The sequence below is a fragment of the Streptomyces sp. NPDC001100 genome (genome assembly GCF_053598575.1).
On sequence record NZ_JBSFKO010000011.1, the window covers coordinates 80,327 to 98,325 of the forward strand.

Here is a 17,999-nt window from a genome sequence, read left to right on the forward strand (position 1 = left end):
GCACCAGGGCGGTCAGCCCGCGTCGCCCGCAAGTACCGCCATCGCCGCGTTGTGCCCCGGTACCCCGCTCACTCCCCCGCCGCGCACCGCGCCCGCCCCGCACAGCAGCACGTTCGCGTGCCGGGTCTCGACGCCCCAGCGGCCGGTGTCGTCCTGGGCGTAGGGCCAGGTCAGTGCGCGGTGGAAGATGTTGCCGCCGGGGAGCCGGAGGTCGCGTTCCAGGTCGAGCGGGGTCTTCGCCTCGATGCAGGGGCGGCCGTCCGCGTCGGTGGCGAGGCAGTCCGCGAGCGGTTCGGCGAGGTGGGCGTCCAGCTGGGCGAGGGTGGACTTGAGGAGTTCCTCGCGTACGGCGTCGTTGTCCCGTGCGAAGAGCCGGGCCGGGGTGTGCAGGCCGAAGAGGGTGAGGGTCTGGTAGCCGTCCTCGACGAGGTCCCGGCCGAGGATGCTCGGGTCGGTGAGGGAGTGGCAGTAGATCTCGGAGGGCGGTGCGGCGGGCAGTGAACCGGACGCGGCCTGGGCGTGTGCGGCGGCCAGTTGGTCGTACCCCTCGGCGATGTGGAAGGTGCCGGCGAAGGCCTCGCGCGGGTCGACCGAGGTGTCGCGGAGTCTGGGCAGCCGCTTGAGCAGCATGTTCACCTTGAGCTGGGCGCCCTCGGCGGGGGCGGGCGGTGCGTCGCCGGTGAGGGCGGCCAGTTGCTGCGGGGAGGCGCCGACGAGGACGTGCCGGGCGGCCACGACGCCCTCGCCGTCGGCGGTGCGGTAGGTGATCTCGGCGGCGTGTCCGTCCGTGTCGATACGGACGGCCTCGTGGCCGGTGGCGAGTACGGCACCGGCGGTGCGCGCCGCGGTCGCCAGGGCGTCGGTGAGGGCGCCCATGCCGCCGACCGGAACGTCCCAGGCACCGGTGCCGCCGCCGATGACGTGGTAGAGGAAGCAGCGGTTCTGGGCGAGGGAGGGGTCGTGGGCGTCGGCGAAGGTGCCGATGAGGGCGTCGGTGAGGACGACTCCCCGGACCAGGTCGTCCGTGAAGTTCTCCTCGATGGCGACGCCGATCGGCTCCTCGAAGAGCATCCGCCAGGCGTCCTCGTCGTCCACGCGGCGGCGCAGTTCGTCGCGGGTGGGCAGCGGTTCGGTGAGCGTGGGGAAGACCCGCTGCGCCACGCGGCCGGTCATGCCGTAGAGCCGCTGCCAGGCCGCGTACTCGCTCTCGCCGCCGGTGAGCCGGGCGAAGGCGTCGCGGGTGCGGCGCTCGCCGCCGCCGACGAGGAGGCCGGTGGGGCGGCCGTCGCGTTCGACGGGGGTGTACGACGAGATGGTGCGCCCGCGGATGCGGAAGTCGAGGCCGAGGTCCCGCACGATCTTCTTGGGCAGCAGGCTGACCAGGTACGAGTACCGGGACAGCCGTGCGTCGACCCCGGCGAACGGGCGCGTCGACACGGCCGCGCCTCCGGTGCCGTCCAGTCGTTCCAGGACGAGCACGGAGCGCCCGGCCCGGGCCAGGTAGGCGGCGGCGACCAGGCCGTTGTGGCCACCGCCGACGATGACGGCGTCGTACGTCCGGTGTCCGGGTCCCTCGTGTGCAGGCATGGTTCTTCGTAACACGAGGTGATCTAGGTCGGCCAGAGGTGGACGCGGGACCGTGTCAGCGCCCGCCGGATGCCCGCCCCTGTCGCAGCACCGCCACCCGGCGGTACAGCTCGACCGCCTCCGCGTTGCGGCCGAGCTGTTCCAGGCAGTGCGCCTCGTCGTTGCGGCTGGCGAGGGTGTCGGGGTGGTCGGGGCCCAGGACGCGCTCGCGGGCGGCGGCGACGCGGCGGTACTCGGTGAGGGCGTCGGCCCAGCGGCCGAGCCAGCCGAGGCCGACGGCGACCTCGCGGCGACTGACCAGGGTGTCGGGGTGGTCGGCGCCGAGGACGCGCTCGCGGATGGCGCAGACGTCGCGGGACTCGGCGAGGGCCTCCTCCCAGCGGCCGAGGCGGCCGAGGTTGACGCCGAGGCCGTGGCGGGCGCGGAGGGTCTCCGGGTGGGCGGGACCGTGGACGCGGGTGCGGTCGTCGATCAGGTCGCGGTAGAGCTTGAGGGCGTCGGCGCTGCGGCCCAGGCGGCCGAGGCTGATGCCGATCTCGTAGCGGGCGGCGAGGGTGTCGGCGTGGTCAGGACCGAGGGCTTGCGCGCGGGCCTCGGCGACCTCGCCGTAGGTCTGGAGTGCCTCCTGCCAGCGGCCCAACTGGCCCAGCGCGTAGGCGACTTCGTAGCGGGTGACGAGGGTGTCCGGGTGGCCGGGGCCCAGCACCCGGGCGCGGGCGGCGGCGACCTCGCAGGCCATGCGGTACGAGTCCTCAAGGCGGCCGAGGCGGCTGAGGTTGAAGGCGAGGTTGTGGCGGCAGCGCAGGGTGTCCGGGTGATCGGGGCCCATCGCCCTTTCCCGGGCGGCGAGTACGGACGTGTACACCTGGTGCGCGTCGAAGTGGCGGCCCAACTGGCCCAGGACGTACGCCATTTCCTGCCGGGCGGCGAGTGTGTCGGCATGGTCGGCGCCCAGCGCCCGTTCCCTCGCGCGGGCGACGTGGGTGTACTCGCGCAGGGCTTCGGCGGCGTGGCCGGTGCGGCTGAGGGTGAAGCCGAGTTCGTAGCGGCTGGCGAGGGTGTCGGGGTGGTCGGGGCCCAGGAGGTGGCCGCGTTCGGCGGCGACCGCGCGGTGCACCTCGCCGGCCTCCGCCCAGCGGCCGAGGCGGCCCAGGCTCAGCCCCGCGTTGTGCCGCCCAGTCAGGGCCTTGAGGGCCTCCTGGGGCGGCGCGGACGGTGACTCGGGTGCGGGCGCCTCGGCGTGGCCGGTGGCCGGGCGCGCGATCCACTCGCCGGTGAGGCCGGCCCCGGCGTCCGGCGGGGTGGTGCGCAGTCCGACGCCGGTCGCCTTGTGCCCGGTGGTCATCCCGCGCGTCCAGGACGGCAGCCGCGGCTCGCGGGACACCGGCTCGGGCGGGGGCAGTTGGGGGCGCGGGGTGACAACTGTCGGCACGTAGAGGGGTGTCGTACGGCCCATGGTGATACGGCGGCCCAACTCGCGTGCGTCGTGCGGGCGTTGTTCGGGGAGTTTGGCCAGCAGGTCGAGGATGACCTTCTCCAGGTACTCGGGCAGTTCGGCGCGCTGCGTACGCGGTGGCCGGGGCGGGGTGTCGCGGTGGCCGATGAGGATGGCCCAGGCGTCGCCGAGGTCGAACGGCGGTGCGCCGGTGGAGAGTTCGTACAGGACGCAGCCGAAGGAGTAGAGGTCGCTGCGCTGGTCGACCTCGGAGCCGCCGATCTGTTCCGGCGACATGTAGTGCGGGGTGCCCATCGCGATACCGGTGCCGGTCAGCCGGGAGGTGAAGCCGATGTCGGCGCCCAGGCGGGCGATGCCGAAGTCGCAGATCTTCACCGTGCCGTCGGTCAGCCGCATGATGTTCGCGGGCTTCAGGTCCCGGTGCACAATGCCTTGTTGGTGGCAGTAGGCGAGGGCGGAGGCGACCTGCTCGGCGATGTCGACGACGTCAGCTACGGGCAGCGGCTGCTGCTGGTTGTCCTCCAGGAGCTGGCAGAGGTTGCGGCCGTCGAGGAGTTCCATCACCAGGAAGAGGACGCCGTCGGACTCGCCGAAGTCGTGGACGACGGTCACCCCGCGGTGCTGGAGCGCGGCGGCGACCCGGGCCTCGCGCCGGAACCGCTCGCGCAGGACGCGGGTGAACGACTGGTCGTGGTGCGGGTTCAGCGGCTTGAGGCACTTCACGGCGACATGGCGCCCCAACGACTCGTCCCGTGCCCGCCACACCTCGCCCATGCCGCCGCGCCCGATCAGGTCGAGCAGCCGGTAGCGGCCCTGGATCAGCCTGCTGTCCCCCATTTCCCGCGATCGCCCCCGTCGGTGTTCGTCCTGCCCTCCCCTGGCTCGTCCAGTATGGCGAGCGATCGTCCGACTTTGTACGGGGCTGGCCGGGAGCCGGGGCCGAGCCGTGACATGGCGCGGATGACGTGCTTGGGCGGGAGTTGCCGGCGCACATGTGCCGGAACGCAGCGCAACAGGGTGCCTACGACGCGAAGTTGCCGGGTGACGGTGGCTGGGGCGGGGGCCGGTCTGCCGTACAGGCGGTGGGCGTACGGCGGCAGAGAGGCGTACGCCAGGTGTGCGACGCGCCGCCAGAGCAGCTCGCGCGCCGGGACGAGGAGGGGGTGCGTCGGTGGACGGAGCAGGAAGTCGTCCACTTCGCGTGCCTCGGGTCCGGCGGCGAGGGCGGGCCTGATCCGGTCGAAGTAGGCGGCCAGTTCGGCCCGGTCACCCGGCACGGAGGCGGGGTCGAGGCCCACCAGGCGGGCGCTCTCCCGGTGTTCGGCGAGGTAGCGGTCGGCCTGGGCGTCGGTGAGGCGGAAGCCGGAGCGGCGCAGCACGTGCAGATAGGAGTCGATCTCGGCGCAGTGCACCCACAGCAGCAGCTCGGGTTCGTCGACTGCGTACCGCTCCCCCGTGTCCGGGTCGGTCGCCCCGAGCATGCTGTGGATCTTCCGCACCCGGGCGCCCGCCTTCTCGGCGGCCTCCGTGGTGCCGTACGTGAGGGTGGCGACGAAGTTCGCGGTACGCATCAGCCGGCTCCAGGCGTCCCGTCGGAAGTCGGAGTTCTGCATGACCCCGCGGACGGCTCTCGGGTGCAGGGCCTGGAGGTAGAGCGCGCGGACGCCGGCGATCCACATCATGGGATCGTCGTGAACCTGCCATGTCACGGACTCCGGACCGAACAGTCCCGGGTCGCCCGTCCCAGGGGCGTCCATGTCCGCAGGCTAACGCCGTACCCTCGGCATTCCCAGACCTATCCACGAGATGATCTCGCGCTGGATCTCGTTGTTGCCGCCGCCGAAGGTGAAGATCACGGCGGAGCGGTAGCCGCGTTCCAGTTCGCCGTGCAGGACGGCGCCCGCGGAGCCCTCCTTCAGGGCACCGGCCGCGGCGACGATCTCCATGAGCCAGGCGTAGGCGTCGCGGCGGGCCTCGGAGCCGTAGACCTTGACGGCGGAGGCGTCCTGCGGGGTGAGGGTGCCTTCCTGGACGGCGTTCACCATCTGCCAGTTGAGGAGTTTCATCGCGTCGAGCCTGGCGTGGGTGCGGGCGAGGAGGCGGCGGACCCAGGGGAGGTCGACGACGCGGCGGCCGTCGGCGAGTTTGGTCTCCATGGCCCAGTGCTGGACGTCGTGCAGGGCCCGGATGGCCATGGTGCCGTGGGCGGCGAGGGTGACGCGTTCGTGGTTGAGCTGGTTGGTGATCAGGCGCCAGCCCTGGTTCTCCTCGCCGACCCGGCGGGAGACCGGGACGCGGATGTTCTCGTAGTAGCTGGCGGTGGTGTCGTGCGAGGCGAGGGTGTTGATCACCGTGCAGGTGTAGCCGGGGTCGGCGGTCGGCACCAGGAGCATGGTGATGCCCTTGTGCGGCGGGGCCTCGGGGTCGGTGCGGACGGCGAGCCAGACCCAGTCGGCGGTGTCGCCGTTGGTGGTCCAGATCTTCTGCCCGTCGACGACGTACTCGTCACCGTCTCGCACGGCCCTGGTCTTGAGCGCGGCGAGGTCCGTGCCGGCCTCGGGCTCGCTGTAGCCGATCGCGAAGTCGATCTCGCCGGAGAGGATCTTGGGAAGGAAGTACGCCTTCTGTTCGTCGGTGCCGAACTGCATGATCGTCGGGCCCACGGTGTTGAGCGCCATCAGCGGCAGCGGTACACCGGCCTGCGCGGCCTCGTCGAAGAAGATGAACTGCTCCATCGGCGTCAGCCCGCGCCCGCCGTACTCCTCGGGCCAGCCGACACCGAGCCAGCCGTCCGTGCCGAGCCGGCGGATCGTCTCGCGGTAGAAGCGTTTCTGGGCGGCCGGGTCGGCGTAGCGGGAGTAGGCGTGGTCGGGCACCAACTCGGCGAAGTAGGCGCGCAGTTCGGTACGCAGCCGCTGCTGCTCGGGCGTGTATTCGAGATGCACGGCGCCTCCAGGCTCCCAAGGCCGGTCCTGACGGCGCACACCGTAGAACGTGTTCCAGAAATTGGGAATGGCGATGCCCCCGAAGAGAGCGCCCGCCGCGGTCAGTTCAGCGTCGCCAGGAACTCCGTGCACGCCCGTGCGCAGTCCCGGCAGGTCTCCGCGTCCGCCTCCGCGCCCGCCCGCCCGTCGAAGACCTGGGCGCACTCCAGGCAGACGAGCAGACACCACTTGGCCTGGAGGCGCAGGGCGGACTCGTCCTGGAGGTTCTGTTCGGCCAGCATCCGGCAGGTCGCGTCGCACACCTCCGCGCACCACAGCGCCTTCTGCCGTACGAGTGCCTCGTGGTCGGTGGCGTCCGGATCCGTGCGGCTGACGCGCAGGACACAGGCCCGCGCGCACGCGGTGCAGGCCTGCGCGCAGGCGAAGCGGTCCTCCAGAAACCGGACGAGCTCCTGTTGGGTCGTCATCGCAGTCACGGACTCCGGGTTGCCGCCGCCGGCCGCCGCAAACCCGGCGGGCGGGCGTCCGGGGGTGCGCCGGGGCCCGGCGATCAGTACGGTGCTGTCCAGGTGTTCGACCTTGGACACAAGCGACTGCGCACGTCATCGAGGGGTTGAGGCGGCATGGCCGGCAAGAAGGCGGCAAAGCTGACGCGCGAGGCGTACGAAACCGAACTGCTGCGTCTGCAGACGGAGTTGGTGAAGCTCCAGGAGTGGGTGCGGGCCGAGGGCGCCCGGCTGGTGATCGTCTTCGAGGGCCGGGACGCGGCGGGCAAGGGCGGCACCATCAAGCGGGTCGCGGAGCACCTCAACCCGCGCGTCGCCCGGATCGCCGCACTGCCGAAGCCGACCGACCGGCAGCGCACCCAGTGGTACTTCCAGCGGTACGTCGAGCATCTGCCGGCCGCCGGGGAGATCGTGCTGTTCGACCGCTCCTGGTACAACAGGGCCGGCGTCGAGCGGGTGATGGGCTTCTGCACCAAGGAGGAGTACCAGCTGTTCCTGCGCCAGTGCCCCATCTTCGAGCGGATGCTCGTGGAGGACGGGATCCTGCTGCGCAAGTACTGGTTCTCGGTGAGCGACGCCGTGCAGCAGGACCGGTTCCGGCGCCGGCTGGAGGATCCGCTGCGGCGCTGGAAGCTGTCGCCGATGGACCTGGAGTCCATCACCCACTGGGAGGGCTACTCGCGGGCCAAGGACGAGATGCTGGTGCACACCGACATCTCCGAGGCCCCGTGGTACGTCGTGGAGAGCGACGACAAGCGCCGGGCCCGGCTGAACATGATCGCCCATCTGCTCGGCTCCCTCGCCTACCACGAGGTGACGCCACCCGTCCTCGAACTCCCGCCCCGTCCGCCGTCCACCGGTTACGAGCGCCCGCCGCGCGATCTGCAGACCTACGTCCCGGATCACGCGGCGAGCCTCTGAACGCGACAGGCCGAGGAACACCGTGTCCCAGAGCCCGGGCGGGCGCCGCGCGGAGTGGCGGCGCCTGACGCCCGGAATCGCCGCGCTCGCCGGATACCGGCGCGCCTGGCTGCGCGGCGACCTGCTGGCCGGTGTCACGGTCGCCGCGTATCTCGTCCCGCAGGTGATGGCGTACGCCGGGGTGGCCGGGCTGCCCCCGGTGGCCGGCCTGTGGGCGATCCTCCCCGCGCTCGCCCTCTACGCCGTACTGGGCTCGTCCCGGCTGCTGTCGGTGGGCCCCGAGTCGACCACCGCGCTCATGACGGCGACCGTGGTGGGTCCCCTCGCGGCCGGCGACCCGAGCCGGTACGCCACACTCGCCGCCGCCCTCGCGGCCACGGTCGGCCTGCTGTGCGTGGCCGCGTGGGCCGTACGGCTGGGCTTCGTCGCCGATCTCCTCTCCCGCCCCGTCCTGATCGGCTATCTGGCGGGCGTCGCCCTGATCATGATCGTGGACCAGCTGCCCAAGCTCACCGGAGTGCCGACGACCGGTTCGGCCTTCTTCCCCCAACTCTGGTCCTTCGTACGGCACCTGGACCATCTCCACGCACCCACGCTGCTGTTCGCCGCCGTCGTGCTCGCGTTCCTGTTCGCGGTGGCGCGCATGTCCAAGGCGGTGCCCGGTCCCCTGCTGGCCGTGGTGCTTGGCACGGCGGCCGTGGTGGTGTTCGACCTCGACGACCGGTACGGCATCAAGGTGATCGGCCATGTCCCGGCGGGGCTTCCCACAGTCGGCCTGCCGGACCTCACCGAACTGCCCCACCTGGTGCTGCCCGCACTCGGTGTCCTGCTCGTCGCCTACACCGACTTCATCCTCACCGCCCGCGCCTTCAGCGGCGGCGACGAGGACGAGGGCCCCGGTCTCGACGCCGACCAGGAGTTCCTGGCACTGGGCGCGGCCAACCTCGGCGCCGGTGTGCTGCACGGCTTCCCGGTGAGCAGCAGCGCCAGCCGCACCGCGCTGGCCTCCTCGGCGGGCGCCCGCAGCCAGGCGTACTCACTGGTCGCCGGGGCGGTCGTCCTGGCGGTCCTGCTGTTCCTGAGCCCCCTCCTGTCCCGCACCCCCTCGGCGGTGCTCGGCGCCCTCGTCGTCTACGCGGCCGTCCGCATGATCGACCTCTCCGGCTTCCACCGCCTCGCCACGTTCCGCCGCCGCGAACTCCTCCTCGCCCTCGGCTGCCTGGCCGGAGTCCTCGCCCTGGACATCCTCTACGGCGTGATCGTCGCCGTCGGCCTGTCGGTGGCCGAGCTCCTCACCCGGGTGGCCCGCCCGCACGACGCGGTCGAGGGCCTGGTCCCCGGCATGGCCGGCATGCACGACGTGGACGACTTCCCGCAGGCCCGCACCGTCCCCGGCCTGCTGGTCTACCGCTACGACTCACCGCTCTTCTTCGCCAACGCGGAGGACTTCCGCCGCCGCGCGCTGGCCGCCGTCGACCAACAGGCGATCCCCGTAAGGTGGTTCGTCCTCAACACCGAGGCCAATGTGGAGGTGGACATCACCGCCCTGGACGCGGTCGACGAACTCCGCCGCGAACTCGTCCACCGCGGAATCGTGTTCGCCCTGGCCCGGGTGAAGCAGGACCTCCGCGACGACCTGGAGGCGTACGGGCTGGTGGACTCGGTCGGCGAGGGCCACATCTTCCCCACCCTGCCGACAGCGGTGGCCGCGTACGGGGCGTGGAGCGACGGGACCGCCGGTCAGGGAACGGCGGATTCTGCAACCTAGCAGGCGAGTTGGCCGGATGAGGGCTGCCCGAGTCACTGATCCGTACTTCAACAGGTATAGACCCTTGACCTGGCGTGGGCCGCCCCGGGCTGGATCAGCGGCGGGTTCTGGTCCACCGACACCATCAACTACCTGATCTCCTGGCTGGGTTGCGCCAAGCAGCACGGTCTGACGATCAGTTACCTCGGCGGCTGGAACGAACGGGGACACGACGCCGGCTGGTACATCCAACTGCGGTCCGCGCTCGACGGCGCCGCCCCGGGGCGAGCCGGACCAACGGCACCCAACTCGCGCTCTGGGACTGCAACGGCGCCGCGAACCAGGCCTGGACCCTGACCCCGGCCGGCCAACTCGCCGTCTACGACGGCACGAAGTGCCTGGACGCCAAGGGCGGCGCCACCACCGACGGCACCCCGGTGCAGATCTACGACTGCGACGGCACCGCCGCCGAGAAGTGGACCGTGAACAGCGACGGTTCGGTGGTCAACCCCGCCTCGGGCAAGTGCCTGGACGCCACGGCCGGGGGCACCACCCCGGGCACCCTGCTTGAGCTGTGGACCTGCACCGGCGGCACCAACCGGAGCTGGCTGCGCGGCGCGGTCGCGGCACCTCTCAAGGGCCAGGAGTCCGGCCGCGGTGTGGACGTCCCCGGTGCCAACCAGGCCAACGGCACCGAGCCCGCGCTGTGGGACTGCAACGGCGGCACCCATCAGACCTGGACCTCCACGGCCACCAACCAGCTGACCGTCTACGGCTCCAAGTGCCTTGAGGTCACCGGCGGTGCCACCGCCGACGGCAGCCCGGTGGAGATCTGGGACTGCAACGGCGGCGCCCACCAGCAGTGGCGGGTGCGCTCCGACGGCAGCGTCGTCAACGTCGGCTCCGGCAGGTGTCTGGACGCGGTCGGCCACGGCACGGCCAACAGCACCGCACTGGAGATCTGGACCTGCACGGGCGGCGCCAACCAGAACTGGCGCCGGTCGTAGTCGTCACCGGCCCCCGCCGGGTCGTAGGCCATGGGTCTGTTCCTGGGCGCGACCCGGCGGGGGGCCGCTCCCGCCCGTGCGGAGATGGCACGGAGCCCGTCCGCTGAGTAGCCTCCGGGACATGCGGATCTCTGTTTCCTCCGACATGGACGAACCTGTGGCGCGCGCCCTCGTCGCGGAGTTGCGCGAGCGCGGTCACGAGGTGCTGACGCACGGGGCGCTGCGGCCCGGGGACGACCCGCAGTGGGCGGTCTGCTCGGAGGCGGCGGCCCGCGAGGTCGCGGCCGGGACCGCGGACCAGGCGGTCGTGTGCTGCTGGACCGGCACGGGTGCGTCGATCGCCGCGAACAAGGTGGCGGGCGTACGGGCGGCGCTGTGCACGGACGGCTACACGGCGGACGGCGCGCGCCGCTGGAACGACGCCAATGTGCTGGCCCTCGGTCTGCGCCTGACGTCCGAGCCGCTGCTCAGGGAGATCCTCGACGCCTGGTTCGCGGCGGAGCCGAGCACGGACGCCGACGACCGGGAGAACGTGGCCCGAGTCGGCCGGCTCGACCTGAACAGGACTGCTCCGTAGGCGAGTTCTCGTACTAGGACGCGATCGCCCGCCGGAGTGCCTGACGGCAGGCGCGGATGGCGGGGTGGGGGCCGCGTCCGCTGCGTACGGCGGTGAACAGGGAGCGGGTGCGTTGGCCCTCGGGGAGCTGTCGCAGCGCGACGGCGGGCGGGCGGCCGTGCCAGGCGAGGTCCGGCAACAGGGCGGCGGCATGGCCCAGTTCGGCCAGCCTCAGGTGCAGCACCAGGTCGGCGGACTCGAAGCGCACATCCGGTTCGAAGCCCGCGGTGCGGCACAGTGCGGTGGCCCAGTGCCGGGCGGGTGAGCCCACGTGTTCCATCACCCAGGGGTGGTCGGCCAGCGCCCGGAGCGCGTCCATCGGTCCGGTGTCCTGGTCGACGGGTCTCGGGGTGGCCAGCCGGAGTGGGTCCTCGCAGAGGGGTTCGTGTTCGAGTTCGGCGGGCCGGGGGTGCGGGTTGCCCGGGTACTCCTCGGTGATGACGAGGTCGAAGTCGCGGGCGAGGAGCGCGGGCAGCGCCTCGCTCGGCTCGGCCTGGGCGACCTCGACGCGCAGCCGGGGGTGGGCGCCGCGCAGCAGCGTCAGCGCGGTCGGCACCAGGGCGAGCGCCGCGGTCTGGAAGGAGGCGATGCGCAGCGTGCCGGTGAGGTCGGTGAGGGAGGTGGCGATGTCCGCCTCGGCCTCCTCCAGCCGCTTGAGCACGGCCTCGGTGTGCGCGACGAGGATCTCCGCCTGCGGAGTGAGCCGCACCCTGCGCCCCACGGGCACCAGCAGCGGGACGCCGACCTCGGATTCGAGCTGCGAGAGCTGCTGGGAGATCGCGGAGGGGCTGTACGACAGCGCGGCGGCGACGGCGGCCAGCGTGCCGCGGTGCTTCAGCTCGCGCAGGAGACGCAGTCGGTGCAGGTCGAACATCACCGGCCTCCATCGGTCTGCCCTCGGTCGACTGCCGGTCAGTTTTTCTGACGAATACCGTTCGAAAACATGCGCTGGACTAATCATACAATTGATCACACGCTGATCAGGTGTCCAAGACCCCTCTCCTCTCCGACAGCCCCGCCCCGCGCCGCCTGCCCTGGTACGTCAGGTCCGGCGCCCGAACCTGGACGTGTGCGCCGCCTCCGGCCGAGGTGCGGGACTTCCACGCCGGGCTGCCCGGCTACGCGCCCACCGCCCTGACCGAACTCCCCTCTATGTCTGCCGAGTTGGGGGTCGATCGGGTGTTCGTCAAGGACGAGTCCGCACGCCTGGGGCTGCCCGCGTTCAAGGCGCTGGGCGCGTCCTGGGCGATCCACCGGGTGTTGGCCCGGCGTACGGACGGCCGCCCGGTGCGCCTGGTCACCGCCACCGACGGCAACCACGGCCGGGCCGTGGCCCGGATGGCACGGCTGTTCGGGCAGCAAGCCCAGGTCTTCGTGCCGCGAGGCGTCCACCCGGCGGCCGTGACCGCCATCGAGGACGAGGGCGCGGACGTGGTCCTGGTGCCCGGCTCCTACGACGAGGCCGTGCGCCGGGCGGCCGAGGCGGCGGGCGGGCCGGACTCCGTGCTCGTGCAGGACACCGGCTGGCCCGGCTACGAACGGATCCCCGGCTGGATCGTGGAGGGCTACTCCACCCTGTTCGCCGAGATCGACGAGCAGCTGGGTGCCGGGGCGCCGGACCTGGTGGTCGTCCCGGCGGGCGTGGGCTCGCTCGCGCAGGCCGCCGTCACGCACTACCGCAGTCGGCGGGACGGGGCCGCCGCGACCGCGTTGCTCTCGGTGGAGCCCGTCACCGCGGCCTGTGTGCTGGCGAGCCTCGGCCGCGGGGAGCCGGCCGGTGTGCCGACCGGCACCACCACCATGGCCGGACTGAACTGCGGCACCGTCTCCAGCCTGGCGTGGCCGCTGCTGCGCGACGGTCTGGACGCGGCCGTCGCGGTCACCGACGCCGACAGCGCGGGCGCCGTCCGCGATCTCGCCGCCGCCGGTGTCTTCGCGGGCCCCTGCGGCGCGGCCTCGCTCGCGGGTGCCCGTGCCGCGCTGACCGGGGCGGGCGCCGCCGGGCGCCGTAGAGCCCTGGCCGTCGGTTCCGACTCGACCGTGGTCCTGCTGAGCACCGAGGGCACGGCCGCCAACCCCCACGTCCAGGAGGAGCAGCGATGACGCAGAAGTCCGAAGAGCTCGACCCCGTACACCTGTTGGGGCGGCTGGTCGCGGTCGACTCGGTCAACCCGGGTCTCGCGGCCTCGGGCGCGGGGGAAGGAGCGATCGCCGATCTGTGCGCGGACTGGCTCGGCGCGCGCGGGTTCGAGATCCACCGGCTGGAACGGAATCCGGGTCGTCCGTCCCTCGTCGCGATCGCCCGGGGCACCGGTGGTGGCCGTTCGCTGATGCTCAACGGCCATCTCGACACCGTGGGCCTGGGCGGCTACGAGGGCGAGCCGCTCATCCCCAGGACAGAGGACGGGAGGCTCTACGGGCGCGGGGCCTGCGACATGAAGGGCGGTGTCGCGGCCATGATGGTCGCCGCCGTCCGGGCCACCGCGCGGGGGCCGTTGCGCGGTGATGTGCTGCTCGCCCTTGTCGCCGACGAGGAGAACGCGAGTGCCGGTACCGAGGAGGTACTTGAGTCGTTCACCGCGGACGCGGCGATCGTCACCGAGCCGAGCCGGCTCCAAGTGGTCCTCGCCCACAAGGGGTTCGTCTGGTTCGACGTGATCGTGCACGGGCGGGCCGCCCACGGGTCGCAGCCCGGCCTGGGCATCGACGCGATCGCCAAGGCCGGTCATTTCCTCGTGGCCGTCGAGGAGTTGGGCCGACGCCTCGCCGCCGCCGAGGGCCATCCGCGGCTCGGCTCCGGAACCGTGCACGCCTCCGTCGTCCACGGCGGCGAGGAGCCCTCGACGTACCCCGCGCAGTGCCGGATCACCCTGGAACGGCGCACGGTGCCGGGCGAGGACGCCGACACCGTCCGGGCGGAGCTGACCGCCATCCTCGACCAACTCGCCGCCACCGTCCCGGACTTCAGCTACGAGCTGCTCCGCGGCCTGCACCGCGAGCCGTTCGAGGGGGACCCGGACCAGCCCGTCGTCCGTACACTGCTCCGCCACGCGCGGTCCGTCCTCGGACACACGCCCGCCGTCCTCGCCGAGCCTTACTGGACCGACTGCGCCCTCCTGGACCGGGCCGGGATCCCCTGTCTGCTCTTCGGGACCGACGGCGCGGGGGCCCACGAGGCCGTCGAATGGGCCGACATCGCCTCCCTGCACAGGCTGACGGACATCCTCGCCGACACGGTCACGGACTTCTGTTCCTGACGCCCGCGCGGCTGGCGCCGTAGACTGCCGCGGGTCGTGGACATGTTCCGGCCCGGACGGACGAGGATCGAGGTGGTGGGATGAGTACGGCCACCGACGGTCGACCGTTCGTGCATCCCGCGCTGTTCTACCGGGGCGAGGAGCAGTACGCGGCGGGCACGGTGCCGTTCGTCCGGGACGGTCTGGCGGCCGGGGAGCCCGTCGCGGTCGCCGTTCCGGGCCCCCACCTCGACCTGATCAGGGCCGGACTCGGGCCGGGCGCCGCCGGGGTGCGGTTCCTCGACATGACCGAGGTCGGCCGCAATCCGGGGCGGATCATCCCGGGCGTGCTGCGGGCCTTCGCCGACGCCCACGCCGGCGGCCGGGTGCGGATCGTAGGGGAACCGGTCTGGCCCGGTCGCACGGCTGTGGAGTACCCGGCGTGCGTCCAGCACGAGGCGCTGATCAACTCCGCCTTCGCAGGCCGCGAGGTGACGATCCTGTGCCCCTACGACGCGGATCGTCTGGCACCGCAGGTTCTCGCCGACGCCCGCGCCACCCACCCGCTCGTCATCGACGGACAGGGTCGACTCCCCGTCGACACCTACGATCCCGAGCGGATGATCGCCCGCTACAACGAGCCTCTCGTCCATCCGCCGGGTGCGGCCTCCCTCGCGTTCGGCGCGGGCGAGCTCCCCAAGTGCCGCGGTTTCGCGGTGCAGGAGGCCGGGCGGCTGGGCCTGGCGGGCACGCGGTCACAGGATCTGGCGCTGGCCGTCGCGGAGCTGACCACCAACAGCGTGGTGCACGGGGGCGGTTCGGGGACGCTGCGGATCTGGGCCGAGGGCGAGCAGATCGTCTGCGAGGTCGAGGACCGCGGCCGGCTGACCGACCCACTGGCCGGCCGCCGCCCGCCGTCACGCGACCTGCCCGGCGGGCGCGGACTCCTCCTGGTCCACTCCGTCGCCGACCTCGTCCGCGTGCACACGGCCCCGGAGGGCACGACGATCCGTTTCTATCTCTCCCGTTGACGGTTCAGGTCCGCGCCGCCGGAGGGGTCCAGGCCGCTTCGGCCGCCTGCGCGGTGGGGTGGGTGGCGAAGACCTGGTCGAGGCCGACCATGTGGAAGATCCGGTCGAGGTGCGCGGGGACCGCGGCCAGCGCGATGTCCGCCCGGGCGGCGAGGGCGTGGTTGCGGGCCGCGAGCAGGGCGGTGATGCCGCTGGAGTCGCAGAAGGTGACTCCGGTCAGGTCGACGACGAGCTGCTGGCCGTCCCGGAGCGCGAGTGCGGGCAGGAGGTCGCGCACCTGGGCGCAGCTGTCGTAGTCGAGCTCGCCGGTCAGTTCGACGACGGGGCCCGCGGGGGTGGTCCGGGTCTGTACGGCGAGTCGGTTCACTGCTGCTCTTCGCTGGGCGGTCGGGGCACGTTGATGGCGAGGACGGCGGTGTCGTCGTCGATGCCGGTGCCGAAGGTGTCGAGCAGGTCGCGGATCGCCGCGACGGCGCCCGAGGCGGTGGTGGGTGCCAGGGCCCGGGCGAAGTCGAGAAGGGCCTCGTCCCCGTAGCGGTCGCCGTCGCCGCTGCGGGCCTGGCGGGCCTCGGTGAGACCGTCCGTGTGCAGCAGCAGGGTGTCGCCCGCCGCCAGATGGACGGTGGCCGTGGCGATGTGGGCGTCGGGCAGGACGCCGATGAGCTGTCCGCCGGGGGTGTCCACCTGGTCGGCGCTGCCGTCGGCGCGCAGCAGCAGGGCCGGGGGGTGGCCCCCGCTGGCCAGGGTGATGCGGAAGCCGCCGTACTCGCCCTCGGGGGTGAGCAGGCCGAAGACGACGGTGCAGAACCGCGGGTCGTGGCCGTTGTACTCGTGGTTGAGGACGGTGTTGAGATTGCTCAGGACGGCGGCCGGATCGGGGTCGTAGACGGCGGCGGCGCGCAGCGTGTAGCGGGCCAGCGAGGTGACGGCCGCGGCGGCGGCGCCCTTGCCGCACACGTCCCCCAGGAACAGTCCCCAGGTCCCGGCGGAGAGCGGGAAGAGGTCGTAGAAGTCGCCGCCGACCATGTCGGTGGAGGCGACGTGGTAGTACGCGGCGACGTCGAGTCCGGGCACGTTCACCAGAGTCGGCGGCAGCAGGGTCTGCTGCAGGGTGGCGTTGAGACGCATGAGTTCTTCGCGTTCGCGCTCGGCCTGCCGGCGGGCGCGCAGCAGTTCCGTCTCGTAGGCGCGGCGGTCGCGGGCGTCGAAGACGGTGGTGCGGATCAGCAGCGGCCGGCCGTCGTCGCCGGTCTTGACCGTGGACGTGACCAGCACGGGCAGCCGGTCGCCGTCGGTCTTCCGGAGTTCCAGGGCGATGCCGCTGACCTCGCCCTGGATGCGCAGCAGCGGGGCGAAGTGGGTCTCGTGGTAGAGCCGGCCGCCCACGGTCAGCAGGTCGGAGAAGGTCCTGCGGCCCACCAGGTCGCCGCGTTCGTGGCCGAGCCAGTCGAGCAGCGTCGTGTTGATCTTCGCGATGGTGCCGTCCATGAGGGTGGACAGGTAGCCGCAGGGCGCGTGTTCGTAGAGGTCCTCGGCGCTGTCCTCCAGGAGTGCGGAGAACGCCGCGTGCTCGGTTCCGGGCTGTGTCCCGGGTGGGCGGTGCTCGCCGCGCCCGGTCCCGCCGCTGATGTTCATCGGCGGGTGGCCCCGACGAATCCGGTGATCGCCGCGGCCGTCTCCTCGGGCGCGGCGAGCTGGGGGCAGTGGCCGGTCGCGTTCAGGGTGACCAGGCGGCTGCCCCGGATCCGGGACCGTACGAACTCGCCGACCTCCGGGGGCGCGATCGCGTCCCGGGAGCACTGGGCGACCAGCGTGGGCACGGTGACGTCGGCGAGGTCCTCCCGGTTGTCCGACAGGAAGGTGACGCGGGCGAAGGAGCGGGCGATGTCCGGATCGGTGCGGCAGAAGCTGTTCGTCAGCTCCTCCGCCAGTTCCGGGCGCTCCGGGTTGCCCATGATCACCGGTGCCATGGCGCCCGACCAGCCCAGGTAGTTCGCGTCCAGGGAGCCCAGGAGTTCGTCGATGTCCTCGGCGCTGAACCCGCCGCGGTAGCCGGTGGCCGGATCGTCGACGAAGCACGGCGAGGGAGCGAGCAGCACCAGGCCGGCGAACGTCTTGGGCTCGCGCGCGGCGGCCAGGACGCCCATCATCGCGCTCACCGAGTGCCCCACGAAGGTCACCGGGCCGAGGTCCAGTTCACGGCAGATCTCCAGCACGTCCTCGGTGTAGCCGTCCAGGGTCGAGTAGCGCTCCGGGCTCCAGGCGGACAGATCGGACCGTCCGGCTCCCACATGGTCGAAGAGCACCACGGTGAAGTCGCGTTCCAGGAGCGGTACCACCAGCCGCCACATGTGCTGGTCGCACCCGAACCCGTGCGCCAGCACCACCACCGGCCCGCCGGCCCGGCCGGTCGCCGTCACCCGGTTTCTGCTGCGCACATCCATGGGGTCCATCCTCACAGACCGCTTCCTCACCCACCCACTCCGCCCGCCCCGCGGCGGACGCCCGCGACGGCTACTTCGGCTTCCCCAGCGACCAGCCGGACACGTCCGTGAGCCGGCCGCGCCACAGGGGCATGACCACGGACCCGCCCCCGGCGGCGAAGCCGGTGGCGTCGCGCAGATGGATCCACTGCGGCAGCCGTTGCGGTGCGGACCGGCCCTGCCGCTCCTCGACCACCTCGTCCACCTGCTCCGGGAACCGTTCCAGCAGCTTCGCGCCGGGGCCGTCGAGACCGTGCAGGCTGCGCGCCCAGTCGGTGGTCCACGCCTCGTGGGAGATCAGGTCGCCGTGCAGGAAGGCACCCCCGACGGTGAGCGTGACGGGCAGGGCGGCCTGGGCGTCCTGGCCGATCAGCCGTACCAGCAGCTGGAGTTGGAGGTCGGGTACCGGCTCGGTGACGACGGGTGCGGACGGTTGGTGGAGCGGATCGTGCTCGGCGCTCATC

17 protein-coding genes and 1 pseudogene are annotated in these 17,999 nt (G+C 72.4%); 8 read left to right on the forward strand and 10 right to left on the reverse strand.

Annotation, left to right across the window (positions count from 1 at the left end; genetic code table 11):
• Positions 1–12: 12 nt before the first annotated feature.
• From ACWDEW_RS17860 to ACWDEW_RS17880, 5 genes are all read right to left on the reverse strand, one after another.
• Positions 13–1,587: a phytoene desaturase family protein gene (locus ACWDEW_RS17860; protein ID WP_450513907.1), complete on the reverse strand. Its 1,575-nt coding sequence runs from the start codon at positions 1,585–1,587 to the stop codon at positions 13–15.
• Positions 1,588–1,642: 55 nt separating this feature from the next.
• Complete coding sequence (locus tag ACWDEW_RS17865) at positions 1,643–3,880, reverse strand: tetratricopeptide repeat protein (RefSeq protein ID WP_450513908.1); 2,238 nt, start codon at positions 3,878–3,880, stop codon at positions 1,643–1,645.
• Entirely contained in the window at positions 3,862–4,800 is a 939-nt protein-coding gene (locus tag ACWDEW_RS17870; protein WP_450513910.1) for an oxygenase MpaB family protein, read from the reverse strand. Before ACWDEW_RS17870 ends, ACWDEW_RS17865 begins: the two co-directional genes overlap by 19 nt.
• A gap of 9 nt (positions 4,801–4,809) precedes the next feature.
• Positions 4,810–5,988 (reverse strand): acyl-CoA dehydrogenase family protein, encoded by a 1,179-nt coding sequence (locus tag ACWDEW_RS17875; RefSeq protein ID WP_450513912.1) that lies wholly within the window; start codon positions 5,986–5,988, stop codon positions 4,810–4,812.
• Between the two features lie 101 nt (positions 5,989–6,089).
• Positions 6,090–6,455 carry a ferredoxin gene (locus ACWDEW_RS17880; RefSeq protein WP_450514102.1) on the reverse strand — a complete coding sequence of 122 codons (366 nt, stop codon included), beginning with the start codon at positions 6,453–6,455 and terminating at the stop codon, positions 6,090–6,092.
• A gap of 156 nt (positions 6,456–6,611) precedes the next feature.
• Here ACWDEW_RS17880 and ppk2 point away from each other — a divergent pair, with 156 nt between their 5' ends.
• The 5 genes and pseudogenes from ppk2 (at position 6,612) to ACWDEW_RS17905 (ending at position 10,746) form a co-directional block, all read left to right on the forward strand.
• Positions 6,612–7,415 carry a polyphosphate kinase 2 gene (gene ppk2, locus ACWDEW_RS17885; RefSeq protein WP_450513915.1) on the forward strand — a complete coding sequence of 268 codons (804 nt, stop codon included), beginning with the start codon at positions 6,612–6,614 and terminating at the stop codon, positions 7,413–7,415.
• 22 nt (positions 7,416–7,437) lie between these two features.
• Positions 7,438–9,183 carry a SulP family inorganic anion transporter gene (locus ACWDEW_RS17890; RefSeq protein ID WP_450513917.1) on the forward strand — a complete coding sequence of 582 codons (1,746 nt, stop codon included), beginning with the start codon at positions 7,438–7,440 and terminating at the stop codon, positions 9,181–9,183.
• Between the two features lie 69 nt (positions 9,184–9,252).
• Positions 9,253–9,433: pseudogene (locus ACWDEW_RS17895) on the forward strand (hypothetical protein); the annotation flags it as partial.
• Positions 9,402–10,169: an RICIN domain-containing protein gene (locus tag ACWDEW_RS17900; protein WP_450514103.1), complete on the forward strand. Its 768-nt coding sequence runs from the start codon at positions 9,402–9,404 to the stop codon at positions 10,167–10,169. The pseudogene ACWDEW_RS17895 and the gene ACWDEW_RS17900, both read left to right, overlap by 32 nt.
• 121 nt (positions 10,170–10,290) lie before the next feature.
• Positions 10,291–10,746, forward strand: a complete 456-nt coding sequence (locus ACWDEW_RS17905) for an RpiB/LacA/LacB family sugar-phosphate isomerase (RefSeq protein ID WP_450513919.1) — start codon at positions 10,291–10,293, stop codon at positions 10,744–10,746.
• Positions 10,747–10,759: 13 nt separating this feature from the next.
• Here ACWDEW_RS17905 and ACWDEW_RS17910 read toward each other — a convergent pair whose 3' ends face one another.
• Positions 10,760–11,659: a LysR substrate-binding domain-containing protein gene (locus ACWDEW_RS17910; protein ID WP_450513920.1), complete on the reverse strand. Its 900-nt coding sequence runs from the start codon at positions 11,657–11,659 to the stop codon at positions 10,760–10,762.
• Positions 11,660–11,769: 110 nt separating this feature from the next.
• Between ACWDEW_RS17910 and ACWDEW_RS17915 the strand changes: the two genes are divergently transcribed.
• The 3 genes from ACWDEW_RS17915 to ACWDEW_RS17925 all read left to right on the forward strand — a co-directional run bounded on the left by ACWDEW_RS17915 (position 11,770) and on the right by ACWDEW_RS17925 (position 15,052).
• Positions 11,770–12,888 (forward strand): pyridoxal-phosphate dependent enzyme, encoded by a 1,119-nt coding sequence (locus tag ACWDEW_RS17915; RefSeq protein ID WP_450513922.1) that lies wholly within the window; start codon positions 11,770–11,772, stop codon positions 12,886–12,888.
• Entirely contained in the window at positions 12,885–14,042 is a 1,158-nt protein-coding gene (locus ACWDEW_RS17920; RefSeq protein ID WP_450513924.1) for an ArgE/DapE family deacylase, read from the forward strand. The genes ACWDEW_RS17915 and ACWDEW_RS17920 overlap by 4 nt, the downstream gene beginning before the upstream one ends.
• A gap of 80 nt (positions 14,043–14,122) precedes the next feature.
• A complete protein-coding gene (locus ACWDEW_RS17925) occupies positions 14,123–15,052 on the forward strand; it encodes an anti-sigma factor RsbA family regulatory protein (protein ID WP_450513926.1) in 930 nt (309 codons plus the stop codon).
• A gap of 4 nt (positions 15,053–15,056) precedes the next feature.
• Here ACWDEW_RS17925 and ACWDEW_RS17930 read toward each other — a convergent pair whose 3' ends face one another.
• The 4 genes from ACWDEW_RS17930 to ACWDEW_RS17945 form a co-directional block, all read right to left on the reverse strand.
• Positions 15,057–15,419 carry an STAS domain-containing protein gene (locus ACWDEW_RS17930; RefSeq protein ID WP_450513928.1) on the reverse strand — a complete coding sequence of 121 codons (363 nt, stop codon included), beginning with the start codon at positions 15,417–15,419 and terminating at the stop codon, positions 15,057–15,059.
• Positions 15,416–16,687: a PP2C family protein-serine/threonine phosphatase gene (locus ACWDEW_RS17935; RefSeq protein WP_450513930.1), complete on the reverse strand. Its 1,272-nt coding sequence runs from the start codon at positions 16,685–16,687 to the stop codon at positions 15,416–15,418. Before ACWDEW_RS17935 ends, ACWDEW_RS17930 begins: the two co-directional genes overlap by 4 nt.
• A complete protein-coding gene (locus ACWDEW_RS17940; protein WP_450513932.1) occupies positions 16,684–17,496 on the reverse strand; it encodes an alpha/beta fold hydrolase in 813 nt (270 codons plus the stop codon). Before ACWDEW_RS17940 ends, ACWDEW_RS17935 begins: the two co-directional genes overlap by 4 nt.
• A 70-nt stretch (positions 17,497–17,566) precedes the next feature.
• Positions 17,567–17,998: a hypothetical protein gene (locus ACWDEW_RS17945; protein ID WP_450513934.1), complete on the reverse strand. Its 432-nt coding sequence runs from the start codon at positions 17,996–17,998 to the stop codon at positions 17,567–17,569.
• Position 17,999: the final 1 nt, after the last annotated feature.